The 14,319-nt window shown below is 62.5% G+C and carries 17 protein-coding genes; 8 read left to right on the top strand and 9 right to left on the bottom strand.

Translation table 11 applies throughout. The features are described from left to right. Window positions 1–56: 56 nt before the first annotated feature. Window positions 57–1,073, bottom strand: a complete 1,017-nt coding sequence (locus tag F7R90_RS15925) for a mannose-1-phosphate guanylyltransferase (RefSeq protein ID WP_158058391.1) — start codon at window positions 1,071–1,073, stop codon at window positions 57–59. A 1-nt stretch (window position 1,074) separates the two neighbouring features. After that, window positions 1,075–1,353, bottom strand: coding sequence for a DUF7091 family protein (locus F7R90_RS15930; protein WP_158058392.1), 279 nt, complete (start codon window positions 1,351–1,353; stop codon window positions 1,075–1,077). 142 nt (window positions 1,354–1,495) lie between these two features. Here F7R90_RS15930 and F7R90_RS15935 point away from each other — a divergent pair, with 142 nt between their 5' ends. Further along, window positions 1,496–1,885, top strand: a complete 390-nt coding sequence (locus tag F7R90_RS15935) for a hypothetical protein (RefSeq protein ID WP_158058393.1) — start codon at window positions 1,496–1,498, stop codon at window positions 1,883–1,885. 38 nt (window positions 1,886–1,923) lie between these two features. Here F7R90_RS15935 and F7R90_RS15940 read toward each other — a convergent pair whose 3' ends face one another. The 3 genes from F7R90_RS15940 to F7R90_RS15950 form a co-directional block, all read right to left on the bottom strand. After that, on the bottom strand, window positions 1,924–2,169 hold the full coding sequence (locus F7R90_RS15940) for a hypothetical protein (protein ID WP_158058394.1): 246 nt from the start codon (window positions 2,167–2,169) through the stop codon (window positions 1,924–1,926). 74 nt (window positions 2,170–2,243) lie between these two features. Beyond that, the gene (locus F7R90_RS15945) at window positions 2,244–2,675 is read right to left on the bottom strand and encodes a type II toxin-antitoxin system VapC family toxin (RefSeq protein ID WP_158058395.1); all 432 of its coding nucleotides are present in this window, start codon (window positions 2,673–2,675) and stop codon (window positions 2,244–2,246) included. Then, window positions 2,672–2,929, bottom strand: a complete 258-nt coding sequence (locus tag F7R90_RS15950) for an AbrB/MazE/SpoVT family DNA-binding domain-containing protein (protein ID WP_158058396.1) — start codon at window positions 2,927–2,929, stop codon at window positions 2,672–2,674. Before F7R90_RS15950 ends, F7R90_RS15945 begins: the two co-directional genes overlap by 4 nt. A 131-nt stretch (window positions 2,930–3,060) precedes the next feature. Here F7R90_RS15950 and F7R90_RS15955 point away from each other — a divergent pair, with 131 nt between their 5' ends. The 4 genes from F7R90_RS15955 (at window position 3,061) to F7R90_RS15970 (ending at window position 6,150) form a co-directional block, all read left to right on the top strand. Continuing rightward, the gene (locus F7R90_RS15955) at window positions 3,061–3,729 is read left to right on the top strand and encodes a LysE family translocator (RefSeq protein ID WP_158058397.1); all 669 of its coding nucleotides are present in this window, start codon (window positions 3,061–3,063) and stop codon (window positions 3,727–3,729) included. Window positions 3,730–3,855: 126 nt separating this feature from the next. Further along, window positions 3,856–4,791 (top strand): replication factor A, encoded by a 936-nt coding sequence (locus F7R90_RS15960; RefSeq protein ID WP_158058959.1) that lies wholly within the window; start codon window positions 3,856–3,858, stop codon window positions 4,789–4,791. 1 nt (window position 4,792) lies between these two features. Further along, on the top strand, window positions 4,793–5,476 hold the full coding sequence (locus tag F7R90_RS15965) for an RPA family protein (RefSeq protein ID WP_158058398.1): 684 nt from the start codon (window positions 4,793–4,795) through the stop codon (window positions 5,474–5,476). Between the two features lie 305 nt (window positions 5,477–5,781). Beyond that, window positions 5,782–6,150 (top strand): hypothetical protein, encoded by a 369-nt coding sequence (locus F7R90_RS15970; RefSeq protein ID WP_158058399.1) that lies wholly within the window; start codon window positions 5,782–5,784, stop codon window positions 6,148–6,150. Here F7R90_RS15970 and hutH read toward each other — a convergent pair whose 3' ends face one another. The 4 genes from hutH to hutU are packed head-to-tail and all read right to left on the bottom strand — an operon-like array spanning window position 6,151 to window position 11,709. Next, on the bottom strand, window positions 6,151–7,731 hold the full coding sequence (gene hutH / locus F7R90_RS15975; protein ID WP_158058400.1) for a histidine ammonia-lyase: 1,581 nt from the start codon (window positions 7,729–7,731) through the stop codon (window positions 6,151–6,153). Further along, window positions 7,728–9,023 (bottom strand): imidazolonepropionase, encoded by a 1,296-nt coding sequence (gene hutI / locus F7R90_RS15980; RefSeq protein WP_158058401.1) that lies wholly within the window; start codon window positions 9,021–9,023, stop codon window positions 7,728–7,730. The genes hutH and hutI overlap by 4 nt, the downstream gene beginning before the upstream one ends. Beyond that, the gene (gene hutG, locus F7R90_RS15985; RefSeq protein WP_225741198.1) at window positions 9,020–9,955 is read right to left on the bottom strand and encodes a formimidoylglutamase; all 936 of its coding nucleotides are present in this window, start codon (window positions 9,953–9,955) and stop codon (window positions 9,020–9,022) included. Before hutG ends, hutI begins: the two co-directional genes overlap by 4 nt. Next, window positions 9,952–11,709 (bottom strand): urocanate hydratase, encoded by a 1,758-nt coding sequence (gene hutU / locus F7R90_RS15990; RefSeq protein ID WP_158058402.1) that lies wholly within the window; start codon window positions 11,707–11,709, stop codon window positions 9,952–9,954. The genes hutG and hutU overlap by 4 nt, the downstream gene beginning before the upstream one ends. Before the next feature lie 90 nt (window positions 11,710–11,799). Between hutU and F7R90_RS15995 the strand changes: the two genes are divergently transcribed. The 3 genes from F7R90_RS15995 (at window position 11,800) to F7R90_RS16005 (ending at window position 14,318) form a co-directional block, all read left to right on the top strand. After that, entirely contained in the window at window positions 11,800–12,525 is a 726-nt protein-coding gene (locus tag F7R90_RS15995; RefSeq protein ID WP_158058403.1) for a helix-turn-helix domain-containing protein, read from the top strand. A gap of 64 nt (window positions 12,526–12,589) precedes the next feature. Beyond that, window positions 12,590–13,297, top strand: coding sequence for a helix-turn-helix domain-containing protein (locus F7R90_RS16000; protein ID WP_158058404.1), 708 nt, complete (start codon window positions 12,590–12,592; stop codon window positions 13,295–13,297). A gap of 82 nt (window positions 13,298–13,379) precedes the next feature. Next, window positions 13,380–14,318: a glycine betaine ABC transporter substrate-binding protein gene (locus tag F7R90_RS16005; RefSeq protein ID WP_158058961.1), complete on the top strand. Its 939-nt coding sequence runs from the start codon at window positions 13,380–13,382 to the stop codon at window positions 14,316–14,318. Window position 14,319 lies beyond the last annotated feature (1 nt).

Here is a 14,319-nt window from a genome sequence, read left to right on the forward strand (position 1 = left end):
TACAACGGACTGCTGCAAAAGCAAACTGGCCGTCAGCACCCGCCGAAGAATCGGCGTCAGAATTCGCCGCGCTCACGAAGCGCGGCGACTACCTCTCGTACGCGCTGGGCGTCGTCTTTCGGCACGACCAACACTCGGTCGTCGTACGCGGCGACGACCACATCCTCGACTCCGACGACGCTGACGTGCGTCTCGCCATCGCCAGCGACGACGTTGCCTTCCCCATCGATGCTGATACCCTCACCGAGGAGGACGTTGCCGTCGTCGTCTGTCTCGACGACCCGTTCGAGCGCGTCCCACGACCCCAAGTCGTCCCAGTCGAACTCGGCCGGGACGACGTAGGCGTCGTCTGTGCGCTCCATCACTGCGTAGTCGATGCTGACCGATTCGACCTCCGCGAAGCCTCGTTCGGGGGCGCCAGCCTCCAACGCGTCCACGAGCGGTGCGAGCGGCGAGTCGGTGGCCTCGCGAAGCAGCGCGTCGGGCGTCCACGCGAACAGTCCGGCGTTCCAGTAGAACCCCGATTCGACGAATTTCTCTGCGGTCTCCCGGTCGGGTTTCTCGCGGAACTGTTCGATTTCGGCATAGTCGGCGTTCGAATTGTTAGGCTCGATGTAGCCGTACCCCGTAGCGGGTCGGGTCGGTTCTACGCCGAAGGTGACTAGCCCCTCTGTTTCGACTGCAACGCGGGTCGCTTCGCGGGCGGTTACTTCGAAGTCGTCACCGACGACGTGGTCGCTCGGGACACAGAGGACGACGCAGTCGCCGACTTCCGCTCCGATTCGATGCGTCGCGTACGCGAGCGCCGGGCCGGTGTCCTTGGCAATCGGTTCCACGAGAACGTCTGCTTCCGGGACTTCCTCTCGCACGCGCTCGGCGTGCGAATCAGCGGTCGAGACGAAGATTTCGTCGGCGAACGAGACGCGCTCGACTGTCCGGGCGAGGAGGGATTCGTCGTCGTCAGCCCCGAGCGAGAGGAACTGCTTCGGTCGGTCGGAGCGACTCGCAGGGTACAGTCTCGTGCCGGTGCCGCCAGCCATCACGAGTGCGACGATAGGGACGTTTTCCTGCATCCTACCACGTCTCGATGCGACCTGCGCGTACGTCTTCGACACAGCCACGGCAGTCGGGGTGTTCCTCCTCGAAACACTCCGGTCGCGCCTCTGCGTCGAGCGAGACGGCCCGCCGCTCGACGTGGCGACGGCAGACGATACGGGCGCGGCCCTCCTCGTCCTGTGGGAGTTCCGAGAGCGCGCTCTGCCGAGCGTCGGCGTAGGCCCGCTTGGCGTCTTCGTACTGTCGCCCCGCCGAGCGTATCTTCGACCGGAGGAAGTTCTGAAGGCGGTCGTCCATTTGTCGGTGCTTGTGCCCGCGGAAAGATAGGCTTTGTTCGTGGGGAACGGGCAACCGTGCGACAGGAGTCTGCTGTCGTGGTGGCTCGAAGGGGGCGACAAATCACGAAAGAAAGTCATGGCAGGACGATGACTACGGTCGTGTGAACCGCCGTGTCTTCCTCGATGCCCTCTGTACGACCGCCGTCCTCGGAAGCACGAGCGGTTGTCTCTCCGGCGGGTCTCGCTCCGACGAAGCCGACATCTCGACGCTCGAAGTGTGGAATTCAGACGATTCAAAGCGTATATTCACCGTTGAGCTATTCGATTCTTCGGATGAGAAGACATTTGAAAAGACAGTAGAACTCCCCAAAACGTCAAGAGGTCATTACTCAAGGGAGGTATTCTCAGAAGCTCCTGACTCAGCGGCGAAAATTTGGGCGAATGTCGGTAACAAAACCGCCGAAAGAGAGCTTAAAGGATACGAAAAGCCGGTTTTACTGAGTGTGAAGTTCAACTCCGAGCATCAATTGGCAATCGCGGACTTCGTCTGAGCGACCGTTCGGCCGAAAGGGTTCGACGGAATGGAGCTTCACTGCTTCACCAAGTCGATGGTGCGGAACATCGCGTAGAGCAGTACGCCGACGAGAACTGCCAGCGCGAGCACGTCCACGAGAAGTGGCAAATCCGGCACGTGTTCGTGGACGATTGCCGACCCGCGAAGGTAGAGGACGACCGCGCCGATGAACAGAGCAATCACGAGCGGGACACCGAGGAAGTACTCGACGGGGCCGCTCGAACGGATGTCTTCGCCCGGTGACCCAGTATCTCCCGACATTGTATCGGGGGTATTCGTGAGTCGGGTGTAAGTTTTGTGTCCGAAAACCAGTTTCTGCTCGTTTGGAAGTTCGTCTACGGCGCGAATGGATTCGTCGCAGTCTGGAGGCGAGAGACCGACTCCAGCGCGTCGAAGTCGTCGTCTAGACTGTAGAGGTACTCGATGTCCGTTCGGTTCATGTACGCCGCGAGGACCGCGTCTACGAACGCGATACCGTCGAACCTATAGAACAGTTCTACTGCGCGTGCAAAGTCGTCTTCCGTCGTGTGTACAAGTCGGAATCCTGTACCGTGGTCGAGTCGTTCGTAGGTGTCGAGGGCGAGTTCGTGGCTGTACCGCCCATGAAGGAGATTCAGGACTTCCGCGACGACGTACTCCGTGACATGAGCCTCCGGTAACGTCCCATGGTCGATGCCAGAAACGATAGCATCGCTGGAGTCGTATCGTTCGTCGTCTTCGTTGTGCGACGCTATCAACACGTTCGAGTCGATGACGACAGCAGTCATCGGGAATCTAGACCGAGCGTGTCGTCCGGAACGTCGCCCAACGAAACCGTCGGCGCGTCGTCGAAGACGCCGTACTCTCCTTCGACGACTTCCACCCGGAGGTCGCCGTCTTCGGTGAGGACCCACTCCACGCTGTCGCCAGGTTCAAGGTCGAGTCGTTCGCGCACTCGGCGCGGGATAGTGACTGCGTAGTCGTCTTCGACTCGCGTCTCGTCGCGTGTTTCGCCGTCGTCACGCGTCTCGTCGGTAGCCATGGTGTGGGCTGGTTACGTTCTGGTATAAGAACCTTCAGAGAAATAAGCGTTCGTCCGCGGAAGACGATTTACGACGAAAAGTCGCCAGTCACCCAACGCTTAATCCGCTCTCGTCCGACACCCAAACGCGAATGCTCCCGCACATAGATTTGCACACTTACCTTCTGTTCGTCGGGGCCGCAGTCACGCTCATTCTGATGCCCGGCCCCGACACCGTCTTCGTCCTCACGCAGGGCGTCGGCGCAGGGAAACGAAGCGGTCTCGCCTCTGCGCTGGGAGTCAGCACCGGTATCCTCGTTCACACGACCGCCGCCGCGGTCGGTCTCGCCGCACTCCTCCGAACCTCCGCGCTGGCTTTCTCCGTCATCAAGTACGCGGGAGCGGCCTACCTCCTCTATCTCGGCGCGAAGACGCTCTGGGGCGGCGGCGAGTTGGACGACCTCGGAAGCCTCGACACTTCGACTGAAATCACTGACACCGAACTCCGACAGGGCTACCTCCGGGGCGTCACCGTCAACGTCCTCAATCCGAAGGTCGCGCTGTTCTTCCTCGCGCTCCTCCCGCAGTTCGTCGGGTCGGGGGCAGGGTCCGCTTCGGGCGCGGGCACGACGCTCGAAATGCTCGCGCTCGGTGGCACCTACGCAATCCTAACCGCGCTGTATCTCGGCACTGTCGGCCTGCTCTCGGGTGGCGTCCGGAGCGCGTTCCAGACGCGGCCGCGACTCGCCGACGGTCTGCGCTGGCTTTCGGGAAGCGTCCTCGTCGCACTTGGCGCGGTACTGGCGTTGGAGTCGCGCTGAGTGGGACTGAGGGGAGTTGAAGAGCGGAGGATTTCACTTTCACTCTGGTTGCGTAGACTTTTATACCATGCAGCACTAACCCGTCAGGTGTCTCCCACTGAAAACGAAGCGGAGACGGAGCAAACCATGAGTGAAGTGCATCAGCACGCCGAAGAGATACGCGAACAGTTCTCCGACCATTTAGATATCACAGTCGAGGAGGTCGAGGAGCGCCTCGACAACCTCGTCAACGAATACCGAGTCCCCATGGAGGAGGCCCGACGGAGCGTCGTCAGTCACTACCTCGACGAGGCAGGTCTCGAACGCGACGAGATTCGAAGCGGTGGCGGCGGCACCGACCAAGTCAAGGTCGAAGACATCGACCAAGACGAGCAGTGGATCAGCCTCACCGCGAAAGTCGTGGACCTCTGGGACCCCCGAAGCGACGCTGTGGGCCAAGTCGGCCTGCTCGGCGACGAGACGGGCACCACCAAGTTCACCAAGTGGGCCAAATCCGACCTCCCAGAACTCGAAGAGGGCAAAGTGTACCACTTCGGGAACCTCGTCACCGACGAGTACCAGGGCAACTACTCGGTGAAGCTCAACCGCACGACCACCATCGAGGAAACCGAGGAAGACATCGAAGTCGGCGACGACACCGCCGAAATCGAAGGTGCCTTGGTGGACATTCAGAGCGGCAGCGGACTCATCAAGCGGTGTCCCATGGAGGACTGTACGCGCGTGCTACAGAACGGCCGCTGTTCGGAACACGGCGAACAGGACGGCGAGTTCGACCTGCGAATCAAAGGCGTCCTCGACGACGGCAACGACGTCCACGAGGTCATCTTCAACAAGGAGGCCACCGAGGAGTTCACCGGCATCGGCCTTCAGGAAGCACAGGACATGGCGATGGACGCGCTCGACACAACCGTCGTCGCTGAAGAGATGCGAGAGAAGACGCTCGGCCGCTACTACCGCGTGAGCGGTCCCACGATGGGACGCTACGTCCTCGCGAACGACGTAGAGACGCTGGCCGGGCCGACAGATGCAGAGGACGTGCTTATCAAAGCGAGGTCGATCTGACATGAGTGGAACCCCAATGCGAGAAGTCGCCCGCCGCGTGTTCGCGGGCGAGTTCAACGATTCGACGCACACGTTCAAGGAGTCAGACGAGGAGCGCGCCCCGGTGTACGCTCTCCTACCGACGGGCGAGCGGGCCAACCGCATCTTCTTCGTCGGCACGCTGACCGAGACCGAAGACATCGGCGACGACAGCGAGTACTGGCAGGGCCGCGTCGTAGACCCGAACGGCGACCCGTTCTTCGTCTACGCCGGGCAGTACCAGCCGGAAGCCGCGAGCATGCTTCGGGAACTCGAACCGCCAGCGTACGTCGCCATCACCGGCAAGCCACGGACCTACGAGACCGACGACGGCAACACCAACGTCTCCGTCCGACCGGAGTCCATCACCGAAGTCGATGCGGCCACGCGCGACCGCTGGGTCGCCGAGACCGCAGAGCGCACGCTCGAACGCATCGAAGCGTTCAGCGACGGAGAGACGTCGGAGACGTCTCCCGAAGGCGGCACCGCCGCCGTAGGCAACGAGTACGCCCGGATGGCCGAACAGGAGTACGACCTGCCGCCCGAGCAGTACAAGACGCTGGTCATCTCGGCACTGGAGAGTCTCGAAGACGAGCAGGCCGACGGTGGCACCGACGACTCGGCGTCGGAGACAGACACCGAATCAGAACCTGAACCGCAGGTGTAAGCCTGTGACGACGCGCGAGTCGGAGACTCGCGCGTCTCGTATCTCGGGTCGTCCCGCGGCGAGACGAACCGAGACGTGTACGAAATCGACCGCGTTCTGCCGGGGGCAGAACGAGACGGAAACCATCTTTCGGGGGTGAGTGGGACGAGGAGGAACCTACGCAGTAGCGAGCGAACAGAAATACGAGTAGCCCAGCGACCACGACGCGAAACGTCCGGGTGGGCCAGCACCCGCACGCTGGGCATACCTGCGAGGAAGCCCAATGACACACCACACGGCATACCTACAAGAAGCTACGGGGGTGAGTGCGGGCGCGAGACGCACCCGCACTCGACGTGACCGCGCTCGGCGAGCGTGCCCGACGTGTCGCCGAGCATGCCACCATGCCCGACGAGCGTGAGTCGCCCAGCGGCGGGTGGCACGAAGTCTACGACGAGATGGCCGCCGAAACGAGGATAGAAGACGCGACTCGCCGCTGTCCCACCTGCGGGCGCGACTGCGATAACGTCGTTAGAGACGTGTACGACTGCGCAGAACACGGGTTATTTCGGCCCACTGCGAGCGAGCGCGCTGGTCAGTGCCCGGCGCGCAGCGACGAGCGCGAAGGAAGCGAAGAGTGCGACGACGAGGAGCACGAAGAATCAGAAAATAGACCGCCGTGGGCAGACGACTGACTACGCCAACTGTCCGCCGAGCGCGTCTTCGACGCGCTCTTCCAGCAGGCCCGACCAGACGAGTGCGTCGGCGTCTTCGATGTCGTGGTGAATCGCCCGGTCGTCCCCGAGGTGGGGTACTACGTTCCGAACCGTCTCGTAGGCGGCGGCCGTGCCGACGCCGTGGTCGAGGTCTTCCTGGATGAAATCCGCCGCCTGCGCACCGCAGAGCAGTTCGATTCCAACTATCGTGATGGCGTTCGAGACCGCAGAGCGCGCGTCGTAGGCACTCTGGGCGCTCATGCTCACGTGGTCTTCCTGATTGCCGCTGACCGGCGTGTTGTCCATCGAGGGTCGCCCAGTCGCGCGATTCTCGTTGAGGAGCGCCGCGGCGGTGTACTGTGCGATCATGTAGCCCGAGCGCAGGCCGCTCTTCTCGGTCAGGAACGCCGGGAGGTACTCTTCCTGAATGTTCGGGTTGACCATCCTGTCCACCCGGCGTTCGGAAATCGCGGCGAGTTCGGTAATCGCGTTCGTCAGGTAGTCCAACGGGAGCGCGAGCGGGTCGCCGTGGAAGTTGCCGCCCGAGAGGACCGCCGCGTTCTCGGTGCCGCTGGCGCGTGGGTCCGTCTCGTCGGCGTCGAAGATGAGCGGGTTGTCCGTCGCGCTGTTCAACTCGACTTCGACCGCTTCGCGGAGATGTCGAACCGCGTCCCGGACTGCGCCGTGGACCTGCGGCAGACACCGGAGCGAGTAGGCGTCCTGCACGCGGTCGCAGTTGCGATGGGACTCCACGATTTCGGAGTCTTCGGTGAGTCGCTTGACGTTACGCGCGCTCTCGGCGTGGCCCTGATGCGGCCGAATCGCGGCGATGGACTGGTCAGAGGACGCCGTGGTGCCCATCGTCACTTCGGTCGTGAGCGCGCCTGCCACGTCTGCGGCCCGAATGGCACGCTCTGCGTCCACGACGGCGAGCGCGGCCAGTCCGGCAGACAACTGGGTGCCGTTGATGAGCGCGATGCCTTCCTTGGCTTTCAGCGTGAGCGGGTCGAGTTCGGCGGCGGCGAGTGCTTCGTCGCCGGGCAGTCGTCTGTTCTCGTCGCCACTCTCCACGTCGGCTTGCCCCTCGCCAATCAACACGAGCGCGAGGTGTGCCAGCGGCGCGAGGTCGCCGCTCGCACCGAGACTACCACGGGACTTGACGACTGGGTGAATTCCGTCGTTCAGCATCGAGACGAGTTGGTCGATGACGGCTTCTCTGACGCCCGAATAGCCCTTCACGAGCGCGTTGACTCGCCCGAGCATCATCGCTCGGACTTCTTCGCGGCCCAACTCGCGGCCCGCGCCAGCGGCGTGGCTTCGCACGAGGTTCAACTGAAGGCGTTCGATGTCCTCGCGCGGAATGCGTTCGTCCACGAGTTCGCCGAAGCCCGTATTAACCCCGTACACTGGTTCGCCGCTCTCGACTACTTCTTCGACCCGCTCGCGGGCAGTTCGGACCTTCTCGCGCGCCTCGTCCGGGACGGCGACCGGTTCGTCGTCGCGAGCGACCGCCGCGACGTCTTCTGGCGTCAGAGACTCGCCGTCGAGGCGGACCGTCATCGGGTCACCTCCGCTTCTCCTGACTCGTCGTGAACCACTTTCCCGTCTTTCAGCACCGTCTCGACGGCGTTCACGCCGAAGTTGTACGGCACGTGGACGTAGCTTGGCGCGTCCAGAATCGCCATGTCTGCCGGTGAGCTTTCCCGGAGGGTACCGACCGACTCCGGCAAGTCGAGGGCCTTCGCGGCGTTGCTGGTCGAAGCGACCAGTGCCTCCGCCGGGGTCATCCCCATCTCGACGCAGGAGAGCGAGTTTGCAAAGCCCATGCTCTGACTGTAGCAGTTCGGATTGAAGTCCGTGGCAACTGCGACCGGTGCGCCCGCGTCGAGGAACGCACGGGCGTCAGCGTACTCCGCGCCAAGGCCGAACGCCGTGCCGGGCAGAAGGACCGGGACTACGTCGTTCTCCACGAGCGCGGCGATGTCGTCCTCGTCAGAGTACAATAGGTGGTCGGCACTCGTTGCGCCGATTTCGGCGGCTAGTTGCGTGCCGCCGATGTGCGCGAGTTCTTCGGCGTGGACTTTAGGCGTCATGCCTGCTTCCTCGCCTGTTTTCAATACTCGTCGGGACTGCTCGACGCTGAAGACGCCCTCCTCGCAGAACACGTCGCAGAACTCCGCGATTCCTTGGTCGGCGACGGCCGGAATCTGCTCGTTGACGACTTCCGCGACGTATTCGTCGGTGTCCATCTCCTGTGGTACCGCGTGGGCACCCATGAACGTCGGCACCACGTCTACGGGATGGCGAGTGTCGGCCCGGTCGATTACGTCGAGCATCCGGAGTTCCGTCTCGGTGTCGAGTCCGTAGCCTGACTTCACCTCGACGGTAGTCGTCCCGTGGGCCAGCATCGTGTCGAGGTGGTCGAGCAGGTTGTCGAGCAACTGCTGGTTGGTGGCCTCTCTGGTGGCTTTGACGGTTCGGAGAATTCCGCCGCCGTCTTCCAGAATCTCTTGGTACGTCTTGCCCTGCAACTTCGCTTCGAACTCGTCGGAGCGGTCGCCCGCGAAGAGGGCGTGCGTGTGCGGGTCCACGAAACCGGGGAGGACGGCTTTGCCGCTGGCGTCGATAGCGTTCTCAGCGTTCTCCGGGGGGAACTCGCGGGTAACGGGACCACTGGGGCCGACCCGCGCAACCTCGCCGTCTTCGACGGCGATGGCCGCGTCGGTGTAGACGCCGAGCGGGCCGTCACGCTCGTCAGACTCGCGCGACTCGCCTGACCCGGTTTCTGTTTCGGCCTTTCCTTCCACAGTCACGACTTCCGCGGCGTCGTAGACGACGGTCGTGAGCGTCATCGATTTCCTCGCTTCGGTCGGGCACTCAGCAGGTGTGCGATTGCTCGCGCCCCGACTGTTGCTGTGCGACCGCCTTCGTCCAACGGCGGCGAACACTCGACGACTTCGAAGCCAGCGAGTCGGTTCTCGCTTCCGAGGAGGCGGAGCATCCGGAACAACTCACGAGACGTGATTCCGCCGGGCGTCGGCGCGCTGACTCCCGGTGCGGCCGGAGCGTCCAGCACGTCTAAATCGACGCTGACGTAGATGCGATCCACGCCACCCAGTGCATCGAGTGTGCGGTCCACGGCCTCGATGTCGTCGTCACCGACTTCTTCGGCAGTGATAACGTCGCCGCCCTGCTCGCGGACGTACTCGGCGTACTTCGTGGACGTCTCGAAGTGGCGCGCGCCGACGCAGGCGTAGGCGTCGAGTCCGGCCTCGTACAGTTGCCGGTAGGGCGTCCCGCTGGTCGGGTCGTCCCGGACCTCGCGCACGTCGAGATGTGCGTCGAAGTTGACGACGCCCACGGTGCCCTCGTCCAAGAGCGGCGCGACGTTCGGGAAACTCATCGAGTTGTCGCCGCCCAAGAAGACGGGGAACGCGTCGGTGTCGTGGACCTGCTCGGTGATGCTTCTGACTTGCTCTTGGAGGTCCGCGACTGTCGGCGACTCCGTGTCGCCGAACGTCACGTCGCCCAAGTCGGCAATCGAGCTAACGGGACCCGCGTCGAAGTGGTGGGTCTTCGTGCCCGCGAGTCGCTGGCGGAGTGCCTTCGGCCCGTCAGCGGCCCCCCTGCGGCCGATGACCGCCTTGTCGAACGGCTCGCCGACCAGCACGGTGTCGTAGTCGTCCGCTTCGTCGATGCTCGCCAGCTCGACGACGTGGCCGAACTGCTCGTCGTTGGAGTCGCTGGAGGTGCCCATCCAGTCGAACGTACGTTCTCCCATCATTTACCGTCTCGCATCGGTACGACAACGTTTGACTCACTCGCTTCCGCTAGTGCTTCCTCGTAGCCGGCGTCCGCGTGGCGAACCACGCCCATGCCAGGGTCGGTGGTGTAGACGCGCTTGGCCTTCTCTGCGGCCAGCTCGGAACCGTCAAGCACGACGTGGTTGTTCGTGTGCAGCGAGTTGCCGATGCCGACCCCGCCGCCGTCGTGGACGCTCACGATGTCAGCGCCAGACGCGCAGTTCAGCAGGGCGTTCAGAATCGGCCAGTCGGCGATGGCGTCCGAACCGTCTTTCATGGCTTCCGTCTCGCGGTTGGGCGAAGCGACCGAACCTGCGTCGAGGTGGTCGCGCGTGACGACTATGGGAGCAGAAATCTCGCCTTCAGCGACGAGTTCGTTGATTCGGAGTGCGAAGCGCGCGCGTTCGGTGAGGTCGTCTTCGTCTTCACTATCTCCGGATTGATACCCCAACCAGCACACTCTGGAAGGAAGTCCCTGAAACTCGACCTGCTCCTGGGCCAGGTCTATCCAGCGATGCAGGTGGTCTTTCTCGGGGAACAACTCCTTGATGGCCTCGTCGGTGCGGTGGATGTCGGCCTCCTCGCCCGACAGCGCGGCCCAGCGGAACGGTCCCTTGCCGCGGCAGAACAGGGGTCGGATGTACGCTGGGACGAACCCGGGGAAGTCGAACGCATTTTCGAAGTTGCGGTGTTCCTCCACCTGCCCGCGGATGTTGTTGCCGTACTCGACGGCGATTGCTCCCTCGTCTTGGAGGTCTAAGATGCCCTGCACGTGACGTGCCATCGTGTCGAGGCTCTCTTCGACGTAGGTTTCGGGGTCTTCGTCTCGAAGTTGGTCGGCTTCTGCGACGGTGTATCCCGAGGGGTAGTACCCCTCTAACTCGTCGTGGGCACTCGTCTGGTCGGTGATTACGTCCGGGACGAAGCCGCGTTCGAGCATTCCTTCGAGCATGTCGGCGGCGTTCATGTGAACCCCGATGCTGTAGGGTTCGCCGTTCTCGGCGGCTTGCTGTGCCTTCTCGATGGCTTCGTCCAAGTCGTCGGTCTTCTCTTGGCAGTAGCCAGTCTCTATTCGGCGGTCGATGCGCGCTTCGTCCACTTCGGCGGCGATGCAGACGCCATGGTTCATCGTCACCGCGAGCGGTTGCGCGCCTCCCATGCCACCGAGGCCGCCCGTGACGGTTATCTTGCCGCGGAGGCCGTCGTTCTCGGGGTAGTGCTGGTCAGCCAGTTCGGCCAGCGTCTCGTAGGTGCCTTGGATGATGCCCTGCGTGCCGATGTAGGCCCACGACCCCGCGGTCATCTGGCCGTACATGATGAGACCCTTCGATTCGAGTTCGTGGAAGTGGTCCCAGTCGTCCCACTTGCCGACGAGGTTCGAGTTGGCGATGAGAACGCGCGGTGCGCGTTCGTGGGTCTGGAATCGGCCGACTGGCTTGCCGGATTGAACGAGTAGGGTCTCGTCGTCGGCCAAGGTCCGGAGTTCGCCCAGAATCGAGTCGTAGGCGTCCCAGCTACGGGCCGCGCGCCCGGTGCCGCCGTACACCACGAGGTCCTCTGGTTTCTCCGCGACTTCCGGGTCCAAGTTGTTGTTCAGCATCCGGAGCGCGGCCTCCTGTCGCCAGCCTTCGCACTCGATGTCGGTGCCGGTCGGTGCGCCCTGGTACTCTCGCCACTGCTCGCTCGGGTCGCCGACGCCGTGGGAGTCGGCTTCACCTGTGGACTGTTCACTCATTCTACTGTGACAATGCGTGCCGAGAGCCAAATAGCTCGGTACCGCCACACGGAGGGTAGTTTAAATACTCTCGGCCGAAAGGTCCGCTCGATGCACGAGGCCGTTCTCGGTATCGAGCAACCCGGCGCGTACGCCGACGCCACCGCAGGCACCGACACGACTGTCGAACTGTGGTGCAACGACCACTGCGATTTGCTCCACGTCAGCGGCGGTTCGGGTGGGAGCGAGGGAGCAGCCACGGGGGCCGAAGCAGTCGTCGCGCACGTCGAAGACGCGGTGGGAATCCGCGAGCGAATCGTCGAGGACGACGAGCGACTGCTCATCACCGACGCCTGCCTAAAAGAACAGGACGACCGAGGAAGACGAGATGGTCAGAACGAAGAGCGAAGCGGCCACGGTGACGACACAATCGAAGCGATTCTGGCCGAACACGACTGCTTGCTCGTGCCACCACTCAGATACGCCGACGGCGCGAAGTGGTGTCGCGTGCTGGCGCTCGCCCCCGAAAATCTGACCGCGTTCTACCGCGACGTGGCCGCCGAATTCTCCGTGACCGTCGAGAGCAAGCGCGAAGTCGGGTCCGTCACCGGCGACCGGCCGCTTCTCACCCTCGATTCGGCACTGCCGGACCTCTCGGTGCGCCAGCGCGAGGCGTTCGAACTCGCGATGGAGATGGGCTACTACGAGATTCCACGCGAGACGACGACTGCCGAGATTGCAGGTGAGATGGGCGTCGAGCGTCGGACTTGCGAGGAGCATCTGCGGCGCGCGGAGAACAAACTTCTCGGGGTGTTAGCGAATCGGACAGAGTATTGAGGGTTCTGCAAGTTCTGACAGTATTAGCCGAACTCTTTTCACTGTCTGTTGGAAAGCGTTGGCAATGCTCACCGTGCGGCTCAGTGTCCGGTATCCAGACGATTGGACCGAGAAAATCGGCCGCCTCGGAGTGAGTGGTGACATCTACACTGCGACGCTTCACGACCGGGAGTACATGGGGCTGATTCGTCTGCAGGGAGAAGACTTAGACGAATCGCTCGACCTGATCCGAGCGACCCCGTATCACGAGAAGGTCGAAGTAGTCGAACACACGAGTGGGGAGTACGGGGAACGAACTGCGACCAACTCGTCGAAACGGACCGAACAAGCGACGATACTCGTCACCGCCCAACTGCAGGACGAGACGCCCTTCCTCCTGATGCTCGAACACGGGTTCATGCCGCTGGACCCAACGACGCTGAAACACGGCCGAGAGTACTTCGATCTCATCATCCGGGACCGCGACCGACTCATCGAATTGGTGGAGTTGCTAGAGCAGGTCAGTGACGTAGAGATCGAGCGCGCTCGCCCACAAGTCGAAACGGCGACGCTACCGAGCCAGGTCGCGTGGAACATCCTGCTCGGAGATTTGACCGACCGACAGTTCGAAGCACTGGCACTGGCCGTCGAGTCTGGCTACTTCTCGGTCCCCCGCGAAGCGACGCTCGAAGACGTTGCCGATGCGATGAACGTGGGAAAATCGACCGCTGGCGAGCATCTCCGGCGTGCACTCGCGCACGTCGCGGGGTTCGTCGTCGAACATCGCTCGTGAACAATCGCCATAGACAACTTAAAAAACCGCACAAATGCGGAGTCACGGTTACACTCGAACCATGAGGTAGAACAACATAGGCATGACAGGGAATATCAACCGCCGGTCGCTGCTCAAGGGAGCGGGCGCGGCCGCTGCGGGAACGGCGACAGGAACGGCTGGCTGTCTGAGCCTCGTCGGTGGCGGCAGCGGGAAGTCGCTGACCGTCTCCTCGAAGAACTTCACCGAACAGTTCATCCTCAGCCAGATCAGCATTCAGATGCTACAGTCGGCGGGCCACGAGGTGGAAAGTAAGACTGGCCTCGGCGGTTCGCCAGCGAACTTCAAGGCGGTCAAGAACGGCGACTCCGCGATGTACTGGGAGTACACCGGCACTGCGTGGTCGTCGATTCTCGGCAAGGACAAGGTCATCAGCGACCCGAAGAAGCTCTACGACAAGGTCGATAGCGCGTACAACGAGCAGTACAGCATCGACTGGCTACAGAAAGCGCCGTTCAACAACACCTACGTCATCATGGCCAACCCCTCGTGGGCCAAGGAGAACGGTATCAAGAATTTGAACGACCTCGCGAAGCACGCCAAGTCCGGCAACACCGACTTCTCGGTGGCGATGAACCCCGAAATCAAGCGCCGCGAGGACGGGTGGGGAGGTCTGCCCGACACCTACGGATTCGCAAAGGAAGCCAAGAAGGTCGAGACGGTCAGCATGAAACTCGGGTTGGCGTACAAGGCCGTCAAGAACGGCGAGGCGGACCTCGGATTCGGCTTCAACACGAATCCGAAGATCAAGAAGTTCGGTCTCGAGGTCCTCGAAGACCCGAAGAACCACTTCATCATCTACAATCCCGCACCGAACGTAAACAAGGACGTGTTGGACGACTCGATGAAGAAGACGCTGAACGAGCCGACATCGAAACTCACCACCGAGAAGATGCGTTCGTTGAACGCGAAAGTGAGCATCGACGGCAAAGATCCGAAACAGGTAGCGAAGACGTTCCTCAAAGACAACGGCTTCCTCTAAC

Origin of the sequence: Halorussus halophilus (assembly GCF_008831545.1) — an archaeon.
In the GTDB taxonomy this organism is placed as follows: Archaea; Halobacteriota; Halobacteria; order Halobacteriales; family Haladaptataceae; genus Halorussus; species Halorussus halophilus.